The 25,822-nt window shown below is 72.4% G+C and carries 22 protein-coding genes; 19 read left to right on the top strand and 3 right to left on the bottom strand.

Annotation, left to right across the window (positions count from 1 at the left end; genetic code table 11):
• The first annotated feature begins 54 nt into the window (after positions 1-54).
• The 4 genes from secD (at position 55) to ACFWMZ_RS07715 (ending at position 6,238) form a co-directional block, all read left to right on the top strand.
• Entirely contained in the window at positions 55-1,818 is a 1,764-nt protein-coding gene (secD, locus tag ACFWMZ_RS07700) for a protein translocase subunit SecD (RefSeq protein ID WP_383175032.1), read from the top strand.
• Between the two features lies 1 nt (position 1,819).
• Positions 1,820-2,953: a protein translocase subunit SecF gene (gene secF, locus ACFWMZ_RS07705; RefSeq protein ID WP_383200030.1), complete on the top strand. Its 1,134-nt coding sequence runs from the start codon at positions 1,820-1,822 to the stop codon at positions 2,951-2,953.
• On the top strand, positions 2,950-3,489 hold the full coding sequence (locus ACFWMZ_RS07710; protein WP_383175037.1) for an adenine phosphoribosyltransferase: 540 nt from the start codon (positions 2,950-2,952) through the stop codon (positions 3,487-3,489). Before secF ends, ACFWMZ_RS07710 begins: the two co-directional genes overlap by 4 nt.
• Positions 3,490-3,733: 244 nt before the next feature.
• On the top strand, positions 3,734-6,238 hold the full coding sequence (locus tag ACFWMZ_RS07715; protein ID WP_383175040.1) for a RelA/SpoT family protein: 2,505 nt from the start codon (positions 3,734-3,736) through the stop codon (positions 6,236-6,238).
• Positions 6,239-6,307: 69 nt separating this feature from the next.
• Here ACFWMZ_RS07715 and ACFWMZ_RS07720 read toward each other — a convergent pair whose 3' ends face one another.
• The 3 genes from ACFWMZ_RS07720 to ACFWMZ_RS07730 form a co-directional block, all read right to left on the bottom strand.
• Complete coding sequence (locus ACFWMZ_RS07720; RefSeq protein WP_383200033.1) at positions 6,308-6,808, bottom strand: MarR family winged helix-turn-helix transcriptional regulator; 501 nt, start codon at positions 6,806-6,808, stop codon at positions 6,308-6,310.
• A gap of 153 nt (positions 6,809-6,961) precedes the next feature.
• Positions 6,962-8,191, bottom strand: coding sequence for a DUF349 domain-containing protein (locus tag ACFWMZ_RS07725; protein ID WP_383175046.1), 1,230 nt, complete (start codon positions 8,189-8,191; stop codon positions 6,962-6,964).
• 147 nt (positions 8,192-8,338) lie between these two features.
• Entirely contained in the window at positions 8,339-9,169 is an 831-nt protein-coding gene (locus ACFWMZ_RS07730; protein WP_383200036.1) for a peptidylprolyl isomerase, read from the bottom strand.
• A gap of 162 nt (positions 9,170-9,331) precedes the next feature.
• On the opposite strand from ACFWMZ_RS07730, the gene ACFWMZ_RS07735 reads away from it, so the two are divergent.
• The 15 genes from ACFWMZ_RS07735 to ACFWMZ_RS07805 all read left to right on the top strand — a co-directional run bounded on the left by ACFWMZ_RS07735 (position 9,332) and on the right by ACFWMZ_RS07805 (position 25,797).
• Complete coding sequence (locus ACFWMZ_RS07735; RefSeq protein ID WP_383175052.1) at positions 9,332-10,060, top strand: MBL fold metallo-hydrolase; 729 nt, start codon at positions 9,332-9,334, stop codon at positions 10,058-10,060.
• A gap of 15 nt (positions 10,061-10,075) precedes the next feature.
• Complete coding sequence (hisS, locus tag ACFWMZ_RS07740; RefSeq protein ID WP_383175055.1) at positions 10,076-11,338, top strand: histidine--tRNA ligase; 1,263 nt, start codon at positions 10,076-10,078, stop codon at positions 11,336-11,338.
• A 281-nt stretch (positions 11,339-11,619) separates the two neighbouring features.
• A complete protein-coding gene (locus ACFWMZ_RS07745) occupies positions 11,620-12,264 on the top strand; it encodes a vitamin K epoxide reductase family protein (RefSeq protein ID WP_383175058.1) in 645 nt (214 codons plus the stop codon).
• Between the two features lie 62 nt (positions 12,265-12,326).
• Positions 12,327-13,691, top strand: coding sequence for a replication-associated recombination protein A (locus ACFWMZ_RS07750; protein WP_383200039.1), 1,365 nt, complete (start codon positions 12,327-12,329; stop codon positions 13,689-13,691).
• 391 nt (positions 13,692-14,082) lie between these two features.
• Entirely contained in the window at positions 14,083-14,697 is a 615-nt protein-coding gene (gene rpsD / locus ACFWMZ_RS07755) for a 30S ribosomal protein S4 (RefSeq protein WP_003947046.1), read from the top strand.
• Between the two features lie 292 nt (positions 14,698-14,989).
• A complete protein-coding gene (locus ACFWMZ_RS07760; RefSeq protein WP_383175064.1) occupies positions 14,990-15,442 on the top strand; it encodes a DUF948 domain-containing protein in 453 nt (150 codons plus the stop codon).
• A 6-nt stretch (positions 15,443-15,448) separates the two neighbouring features.
• Positions 15,449-15,820, top strand: a complete 372-nt coding sequence (locus ACFWMZ_RS07765; protein ID WP_383200042.1) for a hypothetical protein — start codon at positions 15,449-15,451, stop codon at positions 15,818-15,820.
• Positions 15,820-18,492 (top strand): alanine--tRNA ligase, encoded by a 2,673-nt coding sequence (gene alaS, locus ACFWMZ_RS07770; protein ID WP_383175070.1) that lies wholly within the window; start codon positions 15,820-15,822, stop codon positions 18,490-18,492. The genes ACFWMZ_RS07765 and alaS overlap by 1 nt, the downstream gene beginning before the upstream one ends.
• Positions 18,493-18,500: 8 nt before the next feature.
• Positions 18,501-18,965, top strand: a complete 465-nt coding sequence (gene ruvX / locus ACFWMZ_RS07775; protein ID WP_383200139.1) for a Holliday junction resolvase RuvX — start codon at positions 18,501-18,503, stop codon at positions 18,963-18,965.
• A 128-nt stretch (positions 18,966-19,093) separates the two neighbouring features.
• The gene (gene mltG, locus ACFWMZ_RS07780; RefSeq protein ID WP_383200045.1) at positions 19,094-20,908 is read left to right on the top strand and encodes an endolytic transglycosylase MltG; all 1,815 of its coding nucleotides are present in this window, start codon (positions 19,094-19,096) and stop codon (positions 20,906-20,908) included.
• Positions 20,895-21,728: a shikimate dehydrogenase gene (locus ACFWMZ_RS07785; RefSeq protein ID WP_383200048.1), complete on the top strand. Its 834-nt coding sequence runs from the start codon at positions 20,895-20,897 to the stop codon at positions 21,726-21,728. Before mltG ends, ACFWMZ_RS07785 begins: the two co-directional genes overlap by 14 nt.
• A gap of 160 nt (positions 21,729-21,888) precedes the next feature.
• Complete coding sequence (aroC, locus tag ACFWMZ_RS07790; protein ID WP_383200051.1) at positions 21,889-23,073, top strand: chorismate synthase; 1,185 nt, start codon at positions 21,889-21,891, stop codon at positions 23,071-23,073.
• 50 nt (positions 23,074-23,123) lie between these two features.
• On the top strand, positions 23,124-23,606 hold the full coding sequence (locus ACFWMZ_RS07795; protein WP_383175257.1) for a shikimate kinase: 483 nt from the start codon (positions 23,124-23,126) through the stop codon (positions 23,604-23,606).
• Positions 23,603-24,685 (top strand): 3-dehydroquinate synthase, encoded by a 1,083-nt coding sequence (gene aroB, locus ACFWMZ_RS07800; protein ID WP_383175082.1) that lies wholly within the window; start codon positions 23,603-23,605, stop codon positions 24,683-24,685. Before ACFWMZ_RS07795 ends, aroB begins: the two co-directional genes overlap by 4 nt.
• Positions 24,686-24,939: 254 nt before the next feature.
• Positions 24,940-25,797, top strand: coding sequence for a Pro-rich N-terminal domain-containing protein (locus ACFWMZ_RS07805; protein ID WP_383200054.1), 858 nt, complete (start codon positions 24,940-24,942; stop codon positions 25,795-25,797).
• Positions 25,798-25,822 lie beyond the last annotated feature (25 nt).

A 25,822-nucleotide genomic window follows, 5' to 3' on the forward strand; every position in this document is an offset into this window, starting at 1 on the left:
GGCCGCCCGCCGCGCTCACCCACGCCGGGCGGTTGGACAGGGAGAAACGAGAAGGTGGCAGCACCTAACAAGGGTCGAAGGCAGCCCGGCCAGGGCCGGCCGGGCCGCGCCCTGGCGCTGATCCTGATCGCGCTGGTGGCGCTCACGGGAGGCATGTTCCTCTCCGGGCACACCACGCCGCGCCTCGGTATCGATCTCGCCGGAGGCACGAGCATCACGCTCCAGGCCAGGAGCGAACCGGGTCAGGAGAACGCGGTCAACCAGACCAACATGAACACGGCCGTCGGCATCATCGAGCGCCGTGTCAACGGCCTCGGTGTCTCCGAGGCCGAGGTTCAGACCCAGGGCACTGACCACATCATCGTGAACATCCCCAAGGGGACGAACGAGAAGCAGGCCCGCGAGCAGGTCGGTACGACCGCTCAGCTCTTCTTCCGCCCCGTGCTCCAGCTCGCCTCCGGTGAGCCCGCCCCCGAGGGCTCCCCGAGCCCGTCGGCGAGCGGCTCGCCCGATGAGGCCGAGAAGGGCACCGACGGCGACAAGGCCACCGACGGCGACAAGGCCACCGACGGCGAGCCCGAGGCCACGCCGACCGCCCAGGGCCGCGCCGCCTCCGGCGCCCTGAAGGCCGACCCCACGCCCTCCCCGTCCGCGCCGGGCGACGGCAAGGCGGACCCGACGCCCGCGCCCTCCTCGTCCGAGGCAGCGCCCAGCGAGGAGCTCCAGAAGGAGTTCGCCGAGCTGACCTGCACCGACACCGAGGAGCGCACGGAGTCGACCAAGGGCACCAAGCCCACCGAGCCGATCGTCGCCTGCGGCCAGAACTCGCAGGGCCAGTGGGAGAAGTACATCCTCGGCCCGTCCGCGGTCGCGGGCACCGAGATCGACAACGCCACCGCCGCCATCGACCAGCAGGGCGCGCAGGGCTGGCTCGTCAACATGGAGTTCACCGGCAAGGGCAAGACCCAGTTCGCCGACATCACCTCGGAGATCTCGGCCAAGCCCTCCCCGCAGAACCAGTTCGCCATCGTCCTCGACGGTGACGTGGTCTCCGCCCCGTACGTCCGCCAGCCCCTCACCGGCGGCACGGCCCAGATCTCCGGCTCCTTCACCCAGGAATCCGCCCAGGAACTGGCCAACATGCTGTCCTACGGCGCCCTGCCGCTCTCCTTCGTCGAGGAGTCCGTCACCTCGGTGACCGCCGCCCTCGGCGGGGAGCAGCTGGAGGCCGGACTCATCGCCGGCGCCATCGGCCTGCTGCTGGTCATCATCTACCTGGTGGTCTACTACCGGGGCCTGTCGTTGATCGCCATCATCAGCCTCCTGATGTCGGCGGCGCTGACGTACACGATCATGGTGCTGCTCGGCCCCGCGATCGGCTTCGCGCTCAACCTGCCGGCCGTCTGCGGCGCCATCGTCGCCATCGGTATCACCGCCGACTCGTTCATCGTCTTCTTCGAACGGGTCCGCGACGAGATCCGTGAGGGGCGCTCGCTCCAGCCCGCCGTGGCGCGCGGCTGGCCCCGTGCCCGGCGCACCATCCTCGTCTCCGACTTCGTGTCGTTCCTGTCCGCCGCGGTGCTCTTCGTGGTCACCGTCGGAAAGGTGCAGGGCTTCGCGTTCACGCTGGGCCTCACCACCCTGCTCGACGTGGTCGTGGTGTTCTTCTTCACCAAGCCGCTGCTGACCATCCTGGCCCGCAAGAAGTTCTTCGCGAACGGACACCCCTGGTCGGGCCTCGACCCGAAGCGGCTCGGCGTCAAACCGCCGATCCGCCGGTCCCGCCGCACCGCCCCTGCCGACCCGAAGGAGGCGTGAGATGTCCCGACTCGGAAATCTCGGCGCCAAGCTCTACCGCGGCGAGGTCGGCTACGACTTCATCGCCAAGCGCAAGTTCTGGTACGCGGTCTCGATCCTGATCACCATCACGGCCATCGCCGGCCTCGCGGTACGCGGGCTCAGCATGGGTATCGAGTTCCAGGGCGGCGCGGTCTTCACCACGCCGAAGAGCAGCGTCTCCGCGCAGCAGGCGGAGACCATCGCGGAGGAGGCGGCCGGTCACGACGCCCTCGTCCAGGAGCTCGGCAGCGGCGGTCTGCGGATCCAGATCAGCAGCGTCGACACCGACAAGTCCGACCAGATCAAGGAGACGCTCTCCCGCGAGCTGGACGTCGCCTCCGACGACATCAACGCGGATCTGGTCGGCCCCAGCTGGGGCGCCCAGATCGCCAACAAGGCGTGGACCGGACTGGGGATCTTCATGATCCTGGTGGTGATCTATCTGGCCATCGCCTTCGAGTGGCGGATGGCCGCCGCCGCCCTGATCGCGCTGGTCCACGACATCACCATCACCGTCGGTGTCTACGCCCTCGTCGGTTTCGAGGTCACCGTGGGCACGGTGATCGGTCTGCTGACCATCCTCGGCTACTCGCTGTACGACACGGTGGTGGTGTTCGACAGCCTCAAGGAGAGCTCGAAGGACATCACCAAGCAGACCCGTTACACCTACAGCGAGGTCGCCAACCGGTCCATCAACGCCACGCTGGTGCGCTCGATCAACACCACCGCGGTCGCGCTGCTGCCGGTCGGCGCCCTGCTCTTCATCGGCGGCGGCTTCCTCGGCGCGGGCATGCTCAACGACATCTCGCTGTCACTCTTCGTCGGCCTCGCGGCCGGCGCGTACTCGTCGATCTTCATCGCCACGCCGCTCGTCGCCGACCTCAAGGAACGCGACCCGCAGATCAAGGCGCTCAAGAAGCGGGTCCTCGCCAGGCGCGCCCAGGGCGGCGACGAGGGCGAGTCCCAGCCGGCCGGGGCCACCGCGGCCGGTGGTGACGCGGACGGCGACGACGAGGGCGACGGCGGTGAGGCGGGCTCCCTGGTGAGCCCGCGCCGGACCCAGCCCGCCTCCCGCGGCCGGGGCCGCGGCCGACCCTCGGGAAAGCGCCGATGACCGACATCCAGGAGCTCCTGCTCAGCCGCATCCGGGATGTGCCGGACTACCCGAAGCCCGGCGTCGTCTTCAAGGACATCACGCCGCTCCTCGCCGACCCGGCCGCGTTCGCGGCCCTCACCGAGGCGCTCGCCGAGATCTCCCTGCGCAACGGCGCCACCCGCGTCGTCGGTCTGGAGGCCCGCGGCTTCATCCTGGCCGCCCCGGTCGCCATCCGCGCGGGCCTCGGCTTCATCCCCGTCCGCAAGGCCGGCAAGCTCCCCGGAGCCACCCTGCGCCAGGCGTACGAGCTGGAGTACGGCACGGCCGAGATCGAGGTCCACGCCGAGGACCTCACCCCCGAGGACCGCGTCATGGTCATCGACGACGTACTCGCCACCGGCGGCACCGCCGCCGCCTCCCTGGAGCTGGTCCGCCGGGCCGGCGCCCAGGTCGCCGGCGTCGCCGTGCTCATGGAGCTCGGTTTCCTCGACGGGCGTGCCAAGCTGACCCCGGACCTGGGCGGGGCTCCCCTGGAGTCCCTGCTCACCGTCTGAGCCGCCCCTGAGGCCGAAGGCCCCGGCAGTGCGCTGCCGGGGTCTTCGCCGTGCGCCAGGAGGTGCTCCGTGGGAAGACACCCTCCCGGGTCCGCCCTACCGGCGCGCACGGGGGCGCACGCCCCCCGCTCGCACTTCGTACCGTCCCCTGCCGTCAGCTCCGGAGCGGAGTCGATGGCCCGATCTCGCTACCATGGCAGTCCGGACCGTGATCGTGATCCGGAGCCCTGCCCGAGGAGCGCTCTTGCCTGACGAGGCCCAGCCACTCTCCTCCGGACCCCGTCCGGGGGACCCCGAAGCCGCCGCCCAGGGCCAGCACGCCCAGGGCGCCGCGGCCCCCTCCGGCGCGCCCGGTCCCGAGCGCCCGCAGCCGGAACCGGCGCCCGCGGCCGAGCCCGCCCCCGCGCAGGCTCCCGCCCCCGCCAACCGCCCCGCGGGCCAGCAGCCGGCGCGCTCCGGCTCCTCCAACCGCGTCCGGGCCCGCCTGGCCCGGCTCGGGGTCCAGCGCTCCCACCCGTACAACCCGGTCCTCGAACCGCTGCTGCGGACCGTGCGGAGCAACGACCCCAAGATCGAGACCGCCACGCTGCGGCAGATCGAGAAGGCCTACCAGGTCGCCGAGCGCTGGCACCGGGGCCAGAAGCGCAAGAGCGGTGACCCGTACATCACCCACCCGCTCGCCGTCACCACCATCCTCGCCGAGCTGGGCATGGACCCGGCGACGCTGATGGCGGGGCTGCTGCACGACACCGTCGAGGACACCGAGTACGGCCTCGACGCGCTGCGCCGCGACTTCGGCGACCAGGTGGCGCTGCTGGTCGACGGCGTCACCAAGCTCGACAAGGTGAAGTTCGGTGAGGCGGCGCAGGCCGAGACGGTCCGCAAGATGGTCGTCGCCATGGCCAAGGACCCCCGGGTCCTGGTCATCAAGCTCGCCGACCGCCTGCACAACATGCGCACCATGCGCTACCTCAAGCGGGAGAAGCAGGAGAAGAAGGCCCGCGAGACGCTGGAGATCTACGCCCCGCTCGCCCACCGCCTGGGCATGAACACCATCAAGTGGGAGCTGGAGGACCTCGCCTTCGCGATCCTCTACCCCAAGATGTACGACGAGATCGTGCGGCTGGTCGCCGAGCGGGCACCCAAGCGCGACGAGTACCTCGCCATCGTCACCGACGAGGTCCAGGCGGACCTGCGGGCCGCCCGCATCAAGGCGACCGTCACCGGCCGTCCCAAGCACTACTACAGCGTGTACCAGAAGATGATCGTCCGCGGCAGGGACTTCGCGGAGATCTACGACCTGGTCGGCATCCGTGTCCTCGTCGACACCGTCCGCGACTGCTACGCGGCGCTCGGCACCGTCCACGCCCGGTGGAACCCGGTGCCCGGACGGTTCAAGGACTACATCGCGATGCCGAAGTTCAACATGTACCAGTCGCTGCACACGACGGTCATCGGCCCCGGCGGCAAGCCCGTCGAGCTGCAGATCCGCACCTTCGACATGCACCGGCGCGCCGAGTACGGCATCGCCGCCCACTGGAAGTACAAGCAGGAGGCGGTCGCGGGAGCCTCCAAGGTGCGCACCGACGTGCCGCGGAAGACCGGCAAGGAAGACGCCGTCAACGACATGGCGTGGCTGCGCCAGCTCCTCGACTGGCAGAAGGAGACCGAGGACCCGGGCGAGTTCCTGGAGTCCCTGCGCTTCGACCTCTCGCGCAACGAGGTCTTCGTCTTCACGCCCAAGGGCGACGTGATAGCGCTGCCGGCCGGCGCCACGCCGGTGGACTTCTCCTACGCCGTCCACACCGAGGTCGGCCACCGCACCATCGGCGCCCGCGTCAACGGCCGCCTGGTGCCGCTGGAGTCCACCCTGGACAACGGCGACCTGGTGGAGGTCTTCACCTCCAAGGCCTCCGGCGCCGGGCCCTCCCGCGACTGGCTGGGCTTCGTCAAGTCGCCCCGCGCCCGAAACAAGATCCGCGCCTGGTTCTCCAAGGAGCGGCGCGACGAGGCGATCGAGCAGGGCAAGGACGCCATCGTCCGCGCGATGCGCAAGCAGAACCTGCCCATCCAGCGCATCCTGACCGGCGACTCCCTGGTCACCCTCGCCCACGAGATGCGGTACACCGACATCTCCTCGCTCTACGCGGCGATCGGCGAGGGCCACGTCGCCGCCCAGGGCGTGGTGCAGAAGCTGGTGCAGTCGCTCGGCGGCGAGGAGGCCGCCAGCGAGGACATCGCCGAGTCGGCGCCGCCCTCCCGCAGCCGCCGCAAGCGCCGCTCCAACGCCGACCCCGGGGTCGTCGTCAAGGGCGTGGACGACGTCTGGGTCAAGCTGGCCCGCTGCTGCACCCCGGTGCCGGGCGACCCCATCATCGGCTTCGTCACCCGGGGCAACGGCGTCTCGGTCCACCGCGCCGACTGCGTCAACGTGGACGAGCTCTCCAAGCAGCCCGAACGGATGCTCGACGTCGAGTGGGCGCCGACCCAGTCCTCGGTCTTCCTGGTCGCCATCCAGGTCGAGGCGCTGGACCGCTCCCGGCTGCTCTCGGACGTCACACGGGTCCTCTCGGACCAGCACGTCAACATCCTGTCGGCCGCCGTCCAGACCTCCCGCGACCGGGTCGCCACCTCGCGCTTCACCTTCGAGATGGGCGACCCCAAGCACCTCGGCCACGTCCTCAAGGCGGTCCGCGGCGTGGAGGGCGTCTACGACGTGTACCGGGTGACCTCGGCCCGCAGGCCCTGACCCCGGGTGCCGGTCAGGGGCGGCCCGCCTCTGCGTCCCGTACGGGGCGGGCGGGCCGCCCCGCCGCCGTCAGGGGCCGCCGCGCGCCGGCGGGGGCGCCGGGTGCGGCTCCTCGTGGCGGGCCGCCGCGTCCGCCGCGAGCCGTTCCACCACCTCGGCCGCGTCCGCCAGCTGGCGGTCCGGCAGGTCCTGGAGAGTGGCCCGGAAGCTGTCCCGCATCCCCTGGTCGATCCGGTCCACCACCTGGCGGCCGTGGGCCGTCGTGGAGAGCAGGTGCGCACGGTGGTCCAGCGCGTCCGGCACCCGCCGCACCAGCCCCGCCGCCTCCAGCCGCGCCACCTGCCGGGTCACGTGCGGTGAGCGGACCAGCAGCCGCGCCGCCAGGTCGGTGACCCGCAGCGGCTCCGGCGAGGCGTACAGCACCCGCAGCAGCGCGATCTCGGGCCGCTCCACCGTCACCCCCACCGAGGCCGTCAGCTCCTCGTGGACCCGGCTGCGGCCGAGCGCGTACGACAGGGAGGTGACCGCCTTGACCAGGCGGTCCAGGGGCGCGTCCGGAGAGTGCGGCATGGCTCCATCCTGCCCCATGGATCACCGGCCGGGGCAGCCCGGCGCCACGGGCGCGCCGGTGCACGGCCCGGCCCGCCGTGCGCCCCTCGCCCGGCACGCGAAAGGGCCCCACCGCGCCGGTGGGGCCCATCCGCGTGAAGTGCTGACGAGCCGTCAGCCGCTGAACTCCTCAAGGCCCTTGCGCGCCTGGTCCAGCAGGGCCTGGCGGCCCTCCAGCTCACGGCGGAGCTTCTCGGCCTTGGCCGTGGAACCGGCCGCCTCGGCCCGCTCGATCTGGCCCTGGAGCTTGTCGACCGCGTCCTGGAGCACCCCGGTCAGCCCGGCCGCACGCGCCCGCGCCTCCGGGTTGGTGCGGCGCCACTCGGCCTCCTCGGCCTCCTGGATCGCCCGCTCCACGGCCTGCATCCGGCCCTCCACCTTCGGGCGGGCGTCGCGCGGGACGTGGCCGACCGCCTCCCAGCGCTCGTTGACCGCGCGGAACGCGGCGCGGGCCGCCTTCAGGTCGGTCACCGGGACCAGCTTCTCGGCCTCCTCGACGAGCCCCTCCTTGATCTTGAGGTTCTCGGCCTGCTCGGCGTCACGCTCGGCGAAGACCTCGCTGCGGGCCGCGAAGAACACGTCCTGCGCGCCGCGGAAGCGGCTCCACAGGGCGTCCTCGTGCTCGCGCTGCGCGCGCCCGGCCGCCTTCCACTGCGTCATCAGGTCGCGGTAACGGGCGGCCGTGGGGCCCCAGTCCGTCGACTTCGCCAGCGACTCCGCCTCGACGGCGAGGCGTTCCTTGACCTTGCGGGCCTCCTCGCGCTGCGCGTCGAGCTGCGCGAAGTGCGCCTTGCGGCGTTTGGAGAACGCCGAGCGGGCGTGCGAGAAGCGGTGCCACAGCTCGTCGTCGGTCTTCCGGTCCAGCCGGGGCAGGCCCTTCCAGGTGTCGACCAGCGCGCGCAGCCGCTCACCGGCGGGCCGCCACTGGTCGGACCGGGCCAGCTCCTCGGCCTCGGCGACCAGCTTCTCCTTGGCCTCCTTGGCCTCCTCGGACTGCTTCGCCTTGCGCGCCTTGCGCTCCTCGCGGCGCTCCTCGACGGTCTGCACCAGACGGTCCAGGCGCTTCGACAGCGCGTCCAGGTCCCCCACCGCGTGCGCCTCGTCCACCTGCGCCCGCAGATGGGCGATGGCGGCCTCGGCGTCCTTGGCCGCCAGGTCGGTGGTGCGCACCCGGCGTTCGAGAAGGCCGATTTCGACGACCAGGCCCTCGTACTTGCGCTCGAAGTAGGCAAGGGCCTCCTCGGGCGATCCGGCCTGCCACGACCCGACGACTCGTTCGCCGTCCGCCGTCCGCACGTACACGGTCCCCGTCTCGTCGACGCGGCCCCACGGGTCGCTGCTCACAGCGCCTCCTCCACATGATGCCTGGACGGGCCCTGGCGGGCCCCGGCATCGTCCACAATTTCGTCACGGCCAACATAGGCGACCGGCGGGGCGGCTGTCCGCATCCCGCACGACCGAACTTCCGGCTCAGAGCCGGTCAGCGAGAGGTCAGGACTTGGTCACCGTCGCCTTGTCGATCACGACGGTCGCGTTGGGGGCGCCGTCACCCATGCCGGTCTGCTCGCCCGCCTCGGCGATCTTCTGGAGCACCTTCATGCCCTCGTCGCTCACCGTGCCGAACGGCGTGTAGTCGGGCGGCAACTGGCTGTCCTGGTAGACGAGGAAGAACTGGCTGCCGCCGGAGTCGCGGTTGCTGTCGTCCTGGGCGTTGTAGCGGTTGGCCATCGCCACCGTGCCGGCCGGGTAGACGCCGCCCTTGAGCTTCTTCGACTTCAGGTTCTCGTCCGGGATCGTGTAGCCCGGGTCGCCCTCGCCGGTCCCCTTCGGGTCGCCGCACTGCAGGACGTAGATGCCCGCGCTGGTGAGCCGGTGGCACTTGGTGTGGTCGAAGTAGCCCTCGCCCGCGAGGAAGCCGAAGGAGTTCACCGTGTGCGGAGCGTTCTTCGCGTCCAGCTCCAGCGGGATGTCACCGCAGGTGGTGGCGAGGTTCATGGTGTAGTCGGCACCGGTGTCGACGGTGAGTTTCGGCTCCTTCTTGAAGCTCATCTCCTTCACCTCGCCCGGCGCCGGCTTCTCGCACGGGTCGGCCGGCTTGGTCGGCTCCGGGGTCTCCTGGGCCTTCGCCGCCTGGTCCTTGTCGTCGCCGCCGACGCCGCCCACCGCGTACACCGCCGCGCCGCCCGCGAGCACCACGGCGAGGGCCGAGGCGATGACCGCCGTACGCGTCCTCGCCCGGCGGCGGGCCGCCTCGCGCCGCTCCTGCTGGCGCAGGTACTTCTTGCGGGCGGCCTCGCGCCGCCGCTGCTCGCTGCTGACCACCGGGTTGTCTCCTCGTCACGTCGTAGGGCCGACCGCTTCGGTGTGCCCCGTACCGTATACGGGTTGGCTGTGGAAACGGCACCGCCGGTAGGCTTCGGACCTGCTGCGATTCTCCGCGGTCCGCGCCGTGGGACGACAGAAGCGACGACAGTGAGGACGAACGTGCTGATTGCCGGGTTCCCCGCAGGCGCCTGGGGCACCAACTGTTATGTGATCGCGCCCGCCGCCGGCGAGGAGTGCGTGATCGTGGACCCCGGCCACCGGGCCGCCCAGGGCGTCGAGGACGTGCTGGCCAAGCACCGGCTCAAGCCCGTCGCGGTACTCCTCACCCACGGCCACATCGACCACGTCGCCTCGGTCGTCCCGGTCTGCGGCGCGCACGACGTGCCCGCCTGGATCCACCCCGAGGACCGATACATGATGAGCGACCCCGAGAAGGGCATCGGCCGCTCCCTCGGCATGCCGCTCATGGGCGAGCTGACCGTCGGCGAGCCCGACGACGTCCACGAGCTGACCGACGGCGCCCAGGTCGACCTGGCAGGGCTGTCCTTCACCGTCGACCACGCGCCCGGGCATACCAAGGGGTCGGTGACCTTCAGGCTGCCGCAGGCGGGGGACGTGCCGCAGGTGCTCCTCTCCGGCGACCTGCTGTTCGCCGGCTCCATCGGCCGGACCGACCTCCCCGGCGGCGACCTCGGCGACATGTACGCCTCGCTGGCCCGGGTGTGCCTGCCGCTGGACGACTCCACCGTCGTCCTGCCCGGCCACAACGAGCACACCACCATCGGCCGCGAACGCGCCGCCAACCCGTACCTGCGGCAGGTCGCCCAGGGCCTCACCGAAGGACCCGGCGGTCCCGGTGGCCCCGCGGGCGACCGACGACGTCTGTAGACAAAAGAGAGAACCGTGAGCACCTTCAAGGCCCCCAAGGGCACGTACGACCTGCTGCCCCCGGACTCCGCGACCTACCTCGCGGTCCGCGAGGCGATCTCGGCCCCGCTGCGCAACTCCGGCTACGGCTACGTCGAGACCCCCGGCTTCGAGGACGTCGCCCTCTTCGCCCGCGGCGTCGGCGAGTCCACCGACATCGTCACCAAGGAGATGTACGCCTTCGAGACCAAGGGCGGCGACCAGCTCGCCCTGCGCCCCGAAGGCACCGCCTCCGTGCTGCGCGCCGCCCTGGAGGCCAGCCTCCACAAGGCCGGCAACCTCCCCGTCAAGCTCTGGTACTCCGGCTCGTACTACCGCTACGAGCGCCCGCAGAAGGGCCGTTACCGCCACTTCTCGCAGGTCGGCGCCGAGGCGATCGGCGCCGAGGACCCGGCGCTCGACGCCGAGCTGATCATCCTGGCCGACCAGGCGTACCGCTCGCTCGGGCTGCGCGAGTTCCGCATCCTGCTCAACTCGCTCGGCGACCAGGAGTGCAGGCCGGTCTACCGCGCCGCGCTCCAGGAGTTCCTGCGCGGCCTCGACCTCGACGAGGAGACCCGCCGCCGCATCGACATCAACCCGCTGCGCGTCCTCGACGACAAGCGGACCGACGTCCAGAGGCAGCTCACCGACGCCCCGGTGCTCCGCGACCACCTCTGCGACGCCTGCAAGGCGTACCACGAGGAGGTCCGGGCGCTGATCACCGCGGCCGGGGTCGTCTTCGAGGACGACGAGCGGCTGGTGCGCGGACTCGACTACTACACCCGCACCACCTTCGAGTTCGTCCACGACGGCCTCGGTTCCCAGTCGGCGGTCGGCGGCGGCGGGCGGTACGACGGCCTCTCCGAGATGATCGGCGGGCCCGCGCTGCCCTCGGTCGGCTGGGCGCTCGGCGTCGACCGCACCGTCCTCGCGCTGCGCGCCGAGGGGGTCGAGCTGGACCTGCCCTCGCCCACCAGCGTCTTCGCCGTGCCACTCGGCGAGGAGGCCCGCCGGGCCCTGTTCGGGATCGTCACCCGCCTGCGCCAGGACGGCGTCGCCGCCGACTTCGCCTACGGCGGCAAGGGGCTCAAGGCCGCGATGAAGGCCGCCAACCGCTCCGGCGCCCGCTACACGCTGGTCGCGGGGGAGCGGGACCTCGCCGACGGCGTCGTCCAGCTCAAGGAGATGGAGTCCGGCGAGCAGACCGCCGTCCCGCTCGACTCCGTCGTCGCCGAGGTGGCCGCCCGCCTCGCCTGACCGGACCGTCCGCCGGGCCCGCGACCCCCTCCCGGGGGCGCGGGCCCGGCGTCGTTCTGCGCTCGGGCGCCGCCGGGCCGCATCCTCCGGGGCGCTGAGCCGTTCTTCCTTATGTCCGTCCGACGGCGCCGCGCACGCCCGTTGGGGCACAATGACCGCAGCCACGCGGGCCCCGGACCGTGCGGCGGGGCCGACCGGCCCCTGGGCGGAGCGGACGGCGGACGGCAGACTGGCGGCCGAAGCGACCGGCAGACCTACGACGACAGCGGCGGAACGACGTGATGACCCACTCCACAGCAGCACCGGATGGTGTCGCCTCCGGGCGCGACGACACGTACCCCACCCGAGCACGGGCCGGCGCGAGCCGCGCCTTCGCCTGGATGCTGGTGATCACCGGCGCGGCCGGACTGCTCGCCGCCTGGGTCATCACCCTCGACAAGTTCAAGTTGCTGGAGGACCCGGACTTCGTCCCGGGATGCAGCCTCAACCCGGTCGTGGCCTGCGGCAACATCATGAAGAGCGAGCAGGCCTCCGCCTTCGGCTTCCCCAACCCGATGCTCGGCCTGGTCACCTACGCCGTGGTGATCGGCGTCGGCGTCAGCCTGCTGGCCGGGGCCCGCTTCCCGCGCTGGTACTGGCTGGCCTTCAACGCCGGGACGTTCTTCGGCGTCGGCTTCTGCACCTGGCTCCAGTACCAGTCGCTGTACAACATCAACTCGCTCTGCCTGTGGTGCTGCCTCGCCTGGGTCGCCACGATCATCATGTTCTGGTACGTCACGGTGCACAACGTCCGCGAGGGCTTCCTGCCCGCCCCTGGCTGGCTCCGCTCCTTCGTCGGTGAGTTCGCCTGGGTGCTGCCCGTGCTGCACATCGGCGTCATCGGCATGCTGATCCTCACCCGCTGGTGGGAGTTCTGGACGACCTGACCGGGGCGCCCCTCCAGGGCAGCCCCGGGTCGGTTGTCGGTGCGGTGAATTAGGGTTCCCGTGTGGAACCCGACCTCTTCACCGCAGCAGCCGAAGACCGCCAGGAGAAGGACCCGTCCAGCAGCCCCCTGGCCGTCCGGATGCGCCCCCGCACCCTGGACGAGGTGGTCGGCCAGCAGCACCTGCTCAAGCCCGGATCGCCGCTGCGCCGCCTCGTCGGCGAGGGCGGCGGCGGCCCCGCCGGCCCCTCCTCGGTCTTCCTCTGGGGCCCGCCCGGCATCGGCAAGACGACGCTGGCGTACGTCGTCAGCAAGGCCACCAACAAGCGGTTCGTGGAGCTCTCCGCGATCACCGCCGGGGTCAAGGAGGTGCGCGCCGTCATCGACGGCGCCCGCCGCGCCTCCGGCGGCTTCGGCAAGGAGACCGTCCTCTTCCTGGACGAGATCCACCGCTTCTCCAAGGCCCAGCAGGACTCCCTGCTGCCCGCCGTGGAGAACCGCTGGGTCACCCTCATCGCGGCCACCACCGAGAACCCGTACTTCTCGGTGATCTCCCCGCTCCTCTCCCGCTCCCTGCTGCTCACCCTGGAGCCGCTGACCGACGAGGACCTGCGCGGCCTCGTCCACCGGGCCGTCGCCGACGAGCGGGGCCTCGCCGGCTCCGTCGCCCTCGCCGAGGACGCCGAGGCGCACCTGCTGCGGATCGCCGGAGGCGACGCCCGCCGCGCGCTGACCGCGCTGGAGGCCGGCGCCGGGGCGGCCCTCTCCAAGGGGGAGGCGGAGATCACCCTCACCACCCTGGAGGAGTCGGTCGACCGCGCCGCCGTGGCGTACGACCGCGCGGGCGACCAGCACTACGACGTGGCGAGCGCCCTCATCAAGTCGATCCGGGGCTCGGACGTGGACGCCGCCCTGCACTACCTCGCCCGGATGATCGACGCGGGGGAGGACCCCCGCTTCATCGCCCGCCGCCTGATGATCTCGGCCAGCGAGGACATCGGCCTCGCCGACCCGACGGCACTGCCCACCGCGGTCGCCGCCGCCCAGGCCGTCGCCATGATCGGCTTCCCGGAGGCGGCGCTGACCCTCAGCCACGCCACCATCGCCCTCGCCCTCGCCCCGAAGTCGAACGCCGCCACCACCGCGATCGGCGCCGCCCTGGAGGACGTCCGCAAGGGCCACGCCGGACCCGTCCCCACCCATCTGCGCGACGGCCACTACAAGGGCGCCGCCAAGCTCGGCCACGCCCAGGGGTACGTCTACCCGCACGACGTCCCCGGTGCCATCGCCGCCCAGCAGTACGCCCCGGACGCCCTCGCCGGGAAGCGGTACTACCGGCCCACCCGGTACGGCGCCGAGGCCCGGTACGCCGACGTGGTCGAGAAGGTCCGCGAGCGGCTCGCCGAGGGCGGGCGCGGCGAGAGCTGAGCCCGGGCCGGGCCCCCGGCCGCCCGGCCGGGACCGGTGCGGAGCACCGCCGGTGAGCCGGTACACTCGATTCGCAGTGCTGCGTCCCATGTCCGGCTCCGTCCGGCACCACCAGAGTGGGACATGCAGCCGGAAGCCCCCACCGCCCTCGCGGTGGTGAGCGGGTCTTCCAGGAGCGTCGCGCACCGTCGAAGGTGTCGCGGGCAGCCCACCACCCCCTCAGCGGCGGTCGGTGGGCCACTCGCGTGCTGCACGTTAGTGCCCAGACCAGGGGAGCGGCTGCCCGGTGGAACCGTGTCACGGCACGGGACCTCAGGGTTTCCCCGGCTGCGGATGCGACCTCCCCTAACCCTGGTGAGCCACCCACGAAAGATGAGAGAAGGTCCGGTTCATGCCGAACCAGTCCCGTCCCAAGGTCAAGAAGTCGCGTGCTCTCGGTATCGCGCTGACCCCGAAGGCTGTCAAGTACTTCGAGGCCCGCCCCTACCCGCCGGGTGAGCACGGCCGTGGCCGCAAGCAGAACTCGGACTACAAGGTCCGTCTGCTGGAGAAGCAGCGCCTGCGCGCCCAGTACGACATCAGCGAGCGTCAGATGGCCCGTGCCTACGACCGCGCTCGCAAGGCCGAGGGCAAGACCGGCGAAGCGCTGGTCATCGAGCTGGAGCGTCGCCTCGACGCCCTGGTGCTGCGTTCGGGCATCGCCCGCACCATCTACCAGGCCCGTCAGATGGTCGTCCACGGCCACATCGAGGTCAACGGCCACAAGGTCGACAAGCCGTCGTACCGCGTGCGTCCCGACGACGTCGTCATGGTCCGCGAGCGCAGCCGCGAGAAGCACCCCTTCCAGGTCGCCCGCGAGGGTGGCTACGACACCGAGGGTGAGACCCCGCGCTACCTCCAGGTGAACCTGAAGGCCCTGGCCTTCCGCCTGGACCGGGACCCGAACCGCAAGGAGATCCCGGTCATCTGCGACGAGCAGCTCGTCGTCGAGTACTACGCCCGCTGATCACCCGCTGATCCGGCAGAGCACTCAGCCCGCCTCCTCTCCCTTCCGGAGAGGGGGCGGGTTCGTCGCTTGGTGGCCCCGGTCCGCGGCCCCGGCCGCCCCGCCCCGAAACCGGTTCGGGACGCCACCTGCCGCGCGATAAGGTCGACAGGCGGCCGCCCGGTGCCGGACGCCCCTCGCGGGGCGCGGCGGCACGGTCCTCCCGGCGGTGTCCGCACCCCGGGGCCCGCGGCACGCGTAGGTGCACAACCCGACGAACCTGACGAATCAGACCGAGAGAGAGCGGTGCGCAGTGTCCGGTGGAGAGGTGGCCGGGATCCTGGTGGCCGTCTTCTGGGCGATTCTGGTCTCCTTCCTCGCCGTGGCCCTGGTGAGGCTCGCCCAGACGCTCAAGGCGACGACCAAGCTGGTGGCGGACGTCACCGAGCAGGCGGTGCCCCTGCTGGCCGACGCCTCGGCGACGGTCCGCTCGGCCCAGAGCCAGCTCGAGAGAGTCGACGCCATCGCCTCCGACGTCCAGGAGGTCACCTCCAACGCCTCCGCGCTCTCCACGACGGTCGCCTCCACCTTCGGCGGCCCCCTGGTGAAGGTGGCCGCCTTCGGCTATGGCGTCCGGCAGGCCATCAGCCGCAGGACGCGGGACGAGGACGACCGGCGCACGACCGCCAAGCCCTCCCGCCGCACCGTGATCGTGGGGCGCGCCGTGCCGCCCGCACGCCGGGCGCGGCGGAGGCGGAAGGACTGACCAGCGATGTTCCGCCGTACGTTCTGGTTCACCGCGGGCGCAGCCGCCGGCGTGTGGGCCAGCCACAAGGTCAACCAGAAGCTCCAGCGGCTCACCCCCGAGAGCCTCGCCGCGCAGGCAGCCGACAAGGCGCTGGACGCCGGTCACCGGCTCAAGGACTTCGCCCTCGACGTCCGCGCGGGAATGCTCCAGCGCGAGGCGGAGCTGGACGACGTACTGGGGCTGAACGCGGCCCCCGAGGGATCCGAGCTGCCCGCCGCGCGCCGGCCGGCTCTGGAGGGCGAGCGGTACCCCGTCACGTACCGTGCGCCCCGCGCCCACCAGAAGTACCCCAAGAAGTACCCGAAGCACCCGAACAACCGGAATGAGGACCACTGATGGAGTCGGCTGAGATCCGCCGCCGCTGGCTGCGCTTCTTCGAGGAGCGCGGGCACACCGTCGTCCCTTCGGCGTCGCTGATCGCGGACGACCCCACCCTGCTGCTCGTCCCCGCGGGCATGGTCCCCTTCAAGCCTTACTTCCTCGGTGAGGCCGCCCCGCCCGCCCCGCGCGCCACCAGCGTGCAGAAGTGCGTGCGCACCCCGGACATCGAAGAGGTCGGCAAGACCACCCGGCACGGCACGTTCTTCCAGATGTGCGGCAACTTCTCCTTCGGGGACTACTTCAAGGAAGGGGCCATCACCTACGCCTGGGAGCTGCTCACCACGCCCCAGGACCAGGGCGGGTACGGCCTCGACCCCGAGCGCCTGTGGATCACCGTCTACCTCGACGACGACGAGGCCGAGACGATCTGGCGCGAGAAGATCGGCGTCCCCGCCGAGCGCATCCAGCGCCTGGGCAAGAAGGACAACTTCTGGTCCATGGGCGTCCCGGGCCCCTGCGGCCCCTGCTCCGAGATCAACTACGACCGCGGCCCGGAGTTCGGCGTCGAGGGCGGCCCGGCCGTCAACGACGAGCGGTACGTGGAGATCTGGAACCTCGTCTTCATGCAGTACGAGCGGGGCGCCGGGGAGGACAAGGAGAACTTCCCGATCCTCGGCGACCTGCCGAGCAAGAACATCGACACCGGCCTCGGCCTCGAGCGGCTCGCCATGATCCTCCAGGACGTGCGCAACCTCTACGAGATCGACACCTCCCGGATCGTCATCGACAAGGCCACCGAGCTGACCGGCGTCCGCTACGGCGCCGACCAGGCCTCGGACGTGTCGCTGCGCGTCGTCACCGACCACATGCGCACCTCCGTCATGCTCATCGGCGACGGCGTCACCCCGGGCAACGAGGGCCGCGGCTACGTGCTGCGCCGCATCATGCGCCGCGCCATCCGCAACATGCGCCTGCTCGGCGCCACCGGACCGGTCGTCGCCGACCTGGTCGAGACCGTGATCGACTCGATGGGGGAGCAGTACCCGGAGCTGATCACCGAGCGCAAGCGCATCCTCACCGTCGCCCTCGCCGAGGAGGCCGCCTTCCTCAAGGCCCTCAAGGGCGGCACCAACATCCTCGACACGGCCGTCACCGAGACCAAGGCCGCCGGTTCCACCGTGCTCGCCGGGGAGAAGGCGTTCCTCCTCCACGACACGTGGGGCTTCCCGATCGACCTGACCCTGGAGATGGCCGCCGAGCAGGGGCTGACCGTCGACGAGCCGGGCTTCCGCCGCCTGATGAAGGAGCAGCGGGACCGCGCCAAGGCCGACGCCCGCGCCAAGAAGACCGGCCACGCCGACCTCTCCGCCTACCGCGAGGTCGCCGACGCCGCCGGGGCCACCGACTTCACCGGGTACCTCGCCACCGAGGGCGAGTCCACCGTGGTCGGCCTGCTGGTCGACGGCGTCTCCTCGCCCGCCGCCATCGAGGGCGACGAGGTCGAGATCGTCCTCGACCGCACCCCCTTCTACGCCGAGGGCGGCGGCCAGATCGCCGACACCGGCCGTATCCGCTTCGACAACGGCGCCGTGGTCGAGGTCCGCGACGTGCAGAAGCCGGTTCCCGGCGTCCACGTCCACAAGGGCGTCGTCCAGGTCGGCGAGGTCACCGTCGGCTCCCCGGCTTACGCCGCCATCGACGTCGGCCGCCGCCGGGCCATCGCCCGCGCCCACTCGGCCACCCACCTCACTCACCAGGCGCTGCGCGACGCGCTGGGCCCGACGGCCGCCCAGGCCGGCTCGGAGAACCAGCCGGGCCGCTTCCGCTTCGACTTCGGCTCCCCGGCCGCCGTGCCCGGCGCCGTCCTCACCGACGTCGAGCAGAAGATCAACGAGGTGCTCGCCCGCGACCTGGACGTCCAGGCCGAGGTCATGAGCATCGACGACGCCAAGAAGCAGGGCGCCATCGCCGAGTTCGGCGAGAAGTACGGCGAGCGGGTCAGGGTCGTCACCATCGGCGACTTCTCCAAGGAGCTGTGCGGCGGCACCCACGTCCACAACACCGCCCAGCTCGGCCTGGTCAAGCTGCTCGGCGAGTCCTCCATCGGCTCCGGCGTGCGCCGCATCGAGGCCCTGGTCGGCGTCGACGCGTACCACTTCCTGGCCAAGGAGCACACGGTCGTCGCCCAGCTCCAGGAGTTGGTCAAGGGCCGTCCCGAGGAGCTGCCCGACAAGGTCTCCGCGATGCTCGGCAAGCTCAAGGAGGCCGAGAAGGAGATCGAGCGCTTCCGCGCCGAGAAGGTCCTCCAGGCCGCCGCCGGGCTCGCCGCGGGAGCCCAGGACATCCGCGGCACCGCCCTGGTCACCGGCCGGGTGCCGGACGGCACCGGCGCCGACGACCTGCGCAAGCTCGTCCTCGACGTGCGCGGCCGCATCCCGGGCGACCGCCCGGCCGTGGTGGCGCTCTTCACCGTCGTGGGCGACCGGCCGCTGACCGTGGTCGCCACCAACGAGGCCGCCCGTGAGCGCGGCCTCAAGGCCGGTGACCTGGTCCGTACCGCCGCCAAGACCCTCGGCGGAGGCGGCGGCGGCAAGCCCGACGTCGCCCAGGGCGGCGGGCAGAACCCGCAGGCCATCGACGAGGCCGTCAGCGCGGTCGAGCGCCAGGTCGCCGAGACCGCCCGATGAGCGGAGAGCTGCGCCGGGGCCGACGCCTCGCCGTGGACGTCGGGGACGCCCGGATCGGGGTCGCCTCGTGCGACCCCGACGGGATCCTCGCCACGCCGGTGGAGACCGTGCCGGGACGCGACGTCCCGGCCGCCCACCGGCGGCTCGCCGCGCTGGTCGCCGAGTACGAGCCGATCGAGGTCGTCGTCGGGCTCCCGCGCTCCCTCAAGGGGGGCGAGGGCCCGGCGGCGGTCAAGGTCCGCGGCTTCGCCCAGGAACTCGCCCGGACCATCGCGCCTGTGCCGGTGCGTCTGGTCGACGAGCGGATGTCCACGGTGACGGCGGCTCAGGGGATGCGGGCCTCCGGGGTCCGCTCCAAGAAGGGGCGCGCCGTCATCGACCAGGCGGCCGCCGTGGTGATCCTGCAGAGCGCCCTGGAGTCCGAACGGGCGTCAGGCGACGCCCCTGGTGAGGGCGTCGAAGTGGTCATCTGATCGCGATACGGTAACGTGCCGCGCGATGCGCCGGTGTGTTCGAACTACTGACGCACACGGCAGAAGAGACGGCGCGGAGGCCGCCCCCCATGCGGCGGCTTCCCCCGTCCCGCGGCTCTAGGGGACCGATGACTGAGTATGGCCGGGGCCAGGGCTCCGATCCGTGGCAGGAGGACCCGCTCTCCTCGCCCGCCTACGGGCAGGCGGCACAGAGCGGGTACGGCGACGGATGGGGCGGACAGCAGACTGGCGGCTATCCACCCCCGCAACCCGGTTACGACGGACAGCAGTACCCGCAGGGCTATCCGCAGCAGCAGGGATACCCGCAGCAGGGCCGGCCCGGCCAGCAGTACGACCCGCACCAGCAGCAGGGGTACCCGCAGCAGGGCCACCCGGGAGAGCAGGGCCAGTACGGCGGCTCCGACGGGTACGGGCAGCAGTACTCCGGTGGCTGGGACACCGGGCAGGTCCCCCCGTACGACCCGGCCGCGGGCGACCCCTACCAGCAGCAGGCCCACGGCCACCCCGGGCACGAGGGCTACGGCGACGGGCAGCACGACCCGTACCGCACCGAGGGCGCCTATCCGCCGCCCCGCCCGCCGGGCCGCCGGGAGGAGCCGCAGCCCGAGAGCGAGTGGGACGGGCCGGAGGAGGAGACCCACCCCTTCTTCACCGGCGCCGACGACGCGTCCGACGCGGACGACGGCCGGAACACCCGGCGCGGCCGGGGCCGTCGTGACCAACGGGACCCTGCGGACGACCGGGACCGGTACGACGAGGACGACGACGGCTACGACGACGAGCCGGAGCCCGGCGGCAGGTCCGGCGGGCGGCGCGGCGGCGGCAAGCAACGCGGCCGGGGCACCAAGGGCAAGAGCCGCAACGGTGTGGCCTGCCTGATCGTCTCGCTGGTGCTGGTCGGTGGCGGCGGGGCCGTCGCGTACTACGGCTACCAGTTCTACCAGGACCGTTTCGGCCCGGCCGAGGACTACGCGGGCGGGGGCTCGGGCCAGGTCCTCGTCGAGGTCCCGCAGGGCGCCGTCGGCTGGGACATCGCCAACCTGCTGAAGAAGCACGACGTCGTCAAGAGCGGCTCCGCCTTCGTCAACGCGCAGAACGCCCACCCCAAGGGCAAGTCCCTCCAGCCCGGCTTCTACACGCTGCGCAAGCAGATGTCCGGCAAGGCCGCCGTCGAGCTGATGCTCAGCCCCAAGAGCCGCAACACGCTGATCATCCCCGAGGGCCGCCGCAACGCCTGGGTCTACGAGCAGATCGACAAGCGCCTCGGCGTCAAGGCCGGCACCACCGAGGACGTGGCGCTCAAGGAGTCCAAGTCGCTCGGCCTGCCCGAGTGGGCCGACAACAACAAGGACATCAAGGACCCGCTGGAAGGCTTCCTCTTCCCGTCGAGCTATCCGCTGGCCAAGTCGATGGAACCGGCGGACGTCCTCAAGAAGATGGTCGCCCAGGCGAAGGCGGAGTACGTCCGCCACGACGTCGAAGGCGCGGCCGAGCGGCTGGGGCTGGAGGACCCGCTCCAGATGGTCACCGTCGCCAGCCTCGTGCAGGCCGAGGGCAAGACGCACGACGACTTCCGCAGGATGGCGGAGGTGGTCTACAACCGCCTCAAGCCCGGCAACACCGACACCAACGGCCTGCTCCAGTTCGACTCGTCGTTCAACTACTTGATGAAGCAGAGCAACATCAAGATCAGCGCGTCGGAGATCAACAGCAACAAGGACCCGTACAACACGTACACCCGCAAGGGCCTCACCCCCGGCCCCATCGGCAACCCGGGTTCCGAGGCGCTGGCCGCCGCGCTCAACCCGACCGACGACGGCTGGCTGTACTTCGTCGCGACCGACGGCGAGCACAAGACCGAGTTCGCCAAGACCTATCCCGAGTTCCTGGAACTCAAGAAGAAGTTCGATGCCCTCGACTGACACCCGCCGGGCCGCCGTCCTCGGCAAGCCCGTCGACCACTCCCTCTCCCCGGTCCTGCACCGCGCCGCCTACGCGGAGCTGGGCCTCGACGGCTGGTCGTACGACCGGTACGAGACCGACGAGGTCCAGCTCCGTGGCTTCGTCGCCGGGCTCGGCCCCGAGTGGGCCGGGCTGTCGCTGACCATGCCGCTGAAGCGGGCCGCGCTCGCCCTGTGCGAGACGGCCACCCCGGTGGCCCGCTCGGTCGAGGCGGTCAACACGCTGGTCCGCGACGCCGACGGCGGCTGGCACGGCGACAACACCGACGTGCCCGGGCTCGTCGCCGCCCTGCGGGAACGGGGCGTCGAGAAGGCCCCCGAGGCCGCCGTCCTCGGCGCAGGCGCCACCGCCTCCTCCGCGCTGGCCGCCCTCGCCTCGATCGGCGCCGAGCGGGTCGCGGTGTACGTACGCAGCGAGGCGCGCGCCGAGGAGATGCGGGAGTGGGGGCGCCGCCTCGGCGTCGAGGCCGCCGCCCGGCCCTGGGAGCGGGCCGCCGAGGCGCTCCACCTGCCGCTGGTGATCGCCACCACCCCGGCCGGAGCCGCGGACGCACTGGCCGCGGAGGTCCCCGAGCGGCCCGGCACCCTCTTCGACGTGCTCTACGAGCCGTGGCCCACCCCGCTCGCCGCCCGCTGGGCCGAGCGCGGGGGCACGGTCCTCGGCGGGCTGGACCTCCTGGTCCACCAGGCTGTCCTCCAGGTCGAGCGGATGACCGGGACGGCGCCCGCGCCGCTCGCCGCCATGCGCACGGCCGGCACCGCCGCACTCGCCGCCCGCTGACCGGACGCCCGCCTTCCGGCGGCAGCCGGCGGGCACGGCGTTCCACCCGTTGGACCGCCTGCCGCACCGGCCCGCCGGGCGTGGGAGGATCGGGTGCGGCGGGCAGGGGACGCGCACCCGGCCGCGCCGCCACGACCGGGCGCGAGCAGGAGGAGCACCGTTGAGCAGGCTGCGTTGGCTGACCGCGGGGGAGTCGCACGGACCCGCACTGGTGGCCACCCTGGAGGGACTTCCCGCCGGGGTGCCGATCACCACGGAGATGGTCGCCGACCATCTGGCCCGGCGGCGGCTCGGCTACGGTCGCGGCGCCCGGATGAAGTTCGAGCGTGACGAGGTCACCTTCCTCGGCGGGGTCCGCCACGGGCTGACCCTCGGCTCGCCGGTCGCGGTGATGATCGGCAACACCGAGTGGCCCAAGTGGGAGCAGGTCATGGCGGCCGACCCGGTCGACCCGGAGGAGCTGGCCGCGCTCGCCCGCAACGCCCCGCTGACCCGGCCGAGGCCCGGCCACGCCGACCTGGCGGGGATGCAGAAGTACGGGTTCGACGAGGCCCGCCCGATCCTGGAGCGTGCCAGTGCGCGGGAGACCGCGGCGCGGGTCGCGCTCGGCGCCGTCGCCCGGTCGTACCTGAAGGAGACGGCCGGGATCGAGATCGTCTCGCACGTCGTGGAGCTGGCCGCGGCCAAGGCGCCGTACGGCACCCTCCCGGTCCCCGGTGACGTGGAGCGGCTCGACGCCGACCCGGTGCGCTGCCTGGACCCGGAGGCGTCCGCGGCGATGGTCGCGGAGATCGACCAGGCCCACAAGGACGGCGACACCCTCGGCGGTGTGGTCGAGGTCCTCGCCCACGGGGTGCCGGTGGGACTCGGCTCGCACGTGCACTGGGACCGGCGGCTCGACGCGCGGCTGGCCGGGGCCCTCATGGGCATCCAGGCCATCAAGGGCGTCGAGGTCGGCGACGGCTTCGACCTGGCCCGGGTACCCGGTTCGCAGGCGCACGACGAGATCGTCGTCACCGACGACGGCATCCGCCGCGCCTCCGGCCGCTCCGGCGGCACCGAGGGCGGCCTGACCACCGGCGAGGTCCTGCGGGTGCGCGCCGCGATGAAGCCCATCGCCACCGTGCCCCGGGCGCTGGGCACCGTCGACGTCGCCACCGGCGAGCCGGCCAAGGCCCACCACCAGCGCTCCGACGTCTGCGCCGTCCCGGCGGCCGGCATCGTCGCCGAGGCGATGGTCGCCCTCGTCCTCGCCGACGCCGTCGCGGAGAAGTTCGGCGGCGACAGCGTCGCCGAGACCCGCCGCAACGTCTCCGGCTACCTCGACCACCTCCCCGTCCGGTGAGCCCCGAGACCCCGGCGGACCCGGGCCCCTGCCTCGTCCTCGTCGGCCCGATGGGCGTCGGCAAGTCGACCGTCGGCGCGCTGCTCGCCGAGCGACTCGGCCACGTCTACCGTGACACCGACGCCGACATCGTCGCCGTCGAGGGCCGCGAGATCGCCGAGATCTTCGTGGACGACGGCGAACCGCACTTCCGCGAGCTGGAGCGCCGCGCCGTCGCCGCCGCCCTTCAGGCCCACCCCGGTGTGCTGGCCCTCGGCGGCGGCGCCGTCCTGGACCCGTCCACCCGCGCGCTGCTCGCCGGGCGGCCGGTCGTCTACCTGTCGATGCAGGTGGATGAGGCGGCACGCCGAACGGGCCTGGCGACCGCCCGGCCGCTGCTCGCCGTCAACCCGCGGCGGCAGTGGCGCGAGCTGATGGAGGCCCGCCGCCACCTCTACACCGAGGTCGCCCGCGCCGAGGTCGCCACCGACCACCGCACCCCCGAAGAGGTCGCCGAAGCGGTCCTCGACGCACTGGAGTTGAAGCACGCATGACCCTGCGTATCCCGGTCGGCGCCACCGCAGGCACCGATCCGTACGAGGTACTGATCGGCCACCAGCTCCTCGGCGAGCTGCCCGGCCTCATCGGCGAGCAGGCCCGCCGGGTCGCCGTCATCCACCCCGAGGCCCTCGCCGAGACCGGCGAGGCACTCCGCGCCGACCTCGCCGACCAGGGGTACGAGGCGATCGCCGTCCAGGTGCCCAACGCCGAGGAGGCCAAGACCGCCGAGGTCGCCGCCTACTGCTGGAAGGCCCTCGGCCAGTCCGGCTTCACCCGCACCGACGTGATCGTCGGCGTCGGCGGCGGCGCCACCACCGACCTCGCCGGGTTCGTCGCGGCGAGCTGGCTGCGCGGGGTGCGCTGGGTGGCCGTCCCCACCACCGTGCTGGCCATGGTCGACGCGGCCGTCGGCGGCAAGACCGGCATCAACACCGCCGAGGGCAAGAACCTCGTCGGCGCCTTCCACCCGCCGGCCGGGGTCCTCTGCGACCTGGCCGCGCTGGAGTCGCTGCCGGTCCACGACTACGTCAGCGGCCTCGCCGAGATCATCAAGGCCGGGTTCATCGCCGACCCGGTCATCCTCGACCTCATCGAGGCCGACCCGGCGGCCGCCCGCACCCCGGCCGGGCCGCACACCGCCGAACTCATCGAGCGCTCCATCCGGGTCAAGGCCGAGGTGGTCTCCGAGGACCTCAAGGAGTCCGGCCGCCGCGAGATCCTCAATTACGGTCACACGCTGGGCCACGCCATCGAGAAGAACGAGCGGTACGAGTGGCGGCACGGCGCCGCCGTCGCCGTCGGCATGCTCTACGCCGCCGAGCTGGGCCGCCTCGCCGGACGGCTCGACGACGCCACCGCCGACCGGCACCGCACCGTCCTGGAGGCGGTCGGACTGCCGCTGACCTACCGCTACGACCAGTGGCCCAAGCTGGTCGAGAACATGAAGGTCGACAAGAAGTCCCGCGGTGACACGCTCCGTTTCATCGTCCTGGACGGCCTGGCCCGCCCGACCGTCCTGGAGGGCCCCGACCCGGCCGTCATGCTCGGCGCGTACGGCGAAGTCGCGGACTGACCGCCGCACGCCGGGGCGAGCCCCCCCCCGACCACCACCCTTCCGCGGCCCGAGCGCGTCCCGCTCCGGCCGCGGAGGCGTTCCCGGGGCGGGCGGCGCGGCTCCCTCCGCCGCCGGGCACGCCTTGACCTGCCCGGTCGTTCACACAACACCGGCCGGGGACGGTACCGTTCGGTAGCGCGTCGGCGGCCGGGGGCTTCCCGGAAGCGCCGCGCGCCCCACGCCAGTTGCCTGACGAGACGGAGTGGCACCGGATGCAGCACGCAGGGGGGCCTCCGCTGCCGCCTTTCCACCAGCCGGCCACGGCGAGCGCCGACTGGCCGCAGGGCACACCGCCCGCTCAGCCCCCGCACCCCGGCCCGCCGCCCCAGCCGCCGGGCTTCCTCGGAAACGCTCCCTCCGGGCGCACCCCGCACCCCGCGCAGGGCGCCCCCACCGTGCCCGTACCGCCCGCCTCGGTCCCGCCCGAGGGCACCGGCCACGTCCAACTGCCGCCCGGCGGGCCGGTCGCGATGCCGAGCCCGCCGCCCGGCGCCGGGCAGGCGGACACCGGCAGCACCACCCTCGCGGTGCTCCTCATAGGCCCGGCCGGAGCCGGGAAGACCACCGTCGCCCGGCTCTGGGCCGAACAGCGCAGGGTGCCCACCGCCCACATCAGCCTGGACGACGTCCGCGAATGGGTCCGCTCGGGCTTCGCCGACCCGCAGGCCGGGTGGAACGACCACTCCGAGGCCCAGTACCGCCTCGCCCGCCGCACCTGCGGCTTCTCCGCCCGCAACTTCCTCGCCAACGGCATCTCCTGCATCCTGGACGACGCCGTCTTCCCCGACCGGCCTGTGATCGGCCTCGGCGGCTGGAAGCGCCACGTCGGCCCCGGGCTGCTCCCCGTGGTCCTCCTGCCCGGCCTGGAGATCGTCCTGGAGCGCAACGCCGCCCGCCACGGCAACCGCCGCCTCTCCGACGAGGAGGTGGCCCGCATCCACGGCCGGATGGCCGGCTGGTACGGCTCCGGGCTGCCGATCATCGACAACTCGCACCTCGACGCCGCCCAGACCGCCCGCGCCCTGGACGACGTCCTCGCCCGCGCCATCGCCAGCCCGCCCCAGTGGTGACAAACCCCGCCGCCACCGGCCAGGC

It is taken from the genome of Streptomyces sp. NPDC058373 (assembly GCF_042723275.1).
Classification (GTDB): Bacteria; Actinomycetota; Actinomycetes; order Streptomycetales; family Streptomycetaceae; genus Streptomyces.

Bases quoted from the DNA above. Each gene is read 5' to 3' on its own strand.
- secF (WP_383200030.1), top strand. From the start codon at position 1,820: ATGTCCCGACTCGGAAATCTCGGCGCCAAGCTCTACCGCGGCGAGGTC.
- ACFWMZ_RS07710 (WP_383175037.1), top strand. From the start codon at position 2,950: ATGACCGACATCCAGGAGCTCCTGCTCAGCCGCATCCGGGATGTGCCG.
- ACFWMZ_RS07720 (WP_383200033.1), bottom strand. From the start codon at position 6,808: ATGCCGCACTCTCCGGACGCGCCCCTGGACCGCCTGGTCAAGGCGGTC.
- ACFWMZ_RS07745 (WP_383175058.1), top strand. From the start codon at position 11,620: ATGACCCACTCCACAGCAGCACCGGATGGTGTCGCCTCCGGGCGCGAC.
- rpsD (WP_003947046.1), top strand. From the start codon at position 14,083: ATGCCGAACCAGTCCCGTCCCAAGGTCAAGAAGTCGCGTGCTCTCGGT.
- ACFWMZ_RS07765 (WP_383200042.1), top strand. From the start codon at position 15,449: ATGTTCCGCCGTACGTTCTGGTTCACCGCGGGCGCAGCCGCCGGCGTG.
- alaS (WP_383175070.1), top strand. From the start codon at position 15,820: ATGGAGTCGGCTGAGATCCGCCGCCGCTGGCTGCGCTTCTTCGAGGAG.
- mltG (WP_383200045.1), top strand. From the start codon at position 19,094: ATGACTGAGTATGGCCGGGGCCAGGGCTCCGATCCGTGGCAGGAGGAC.
- ACFWMZ_RS07785 (WP_383200048.1), top strand. From the start codon at position 20,895: ATGCCCTCGACTGACACCCGCCGGGCCGCCGTCCTCGGCAAGCCCGTC.
- ACFWMZ_RS07795 (WP_383175257.1), top strand. From the start codon at position 23,124: ATGGGCGTCGGCAAGTCGACCGTCGGCGCGCTGCTCGCCGAGCGACTC.
- aroB (WP_383175082.1), top strand. From the start codon at position 23,603: ATGACCCTGCGTATCCCGGTCGGCGCCACCGCAGGCACCGATCCGTAC.
- ACFWMZ_RS07805 (WP_383200054.1), top strand. From the start codon at position 24,940: ATGCAGCACGCAGGGGGGCCTCCGCTGCCGCCTTTCCACCAGCCGGCC.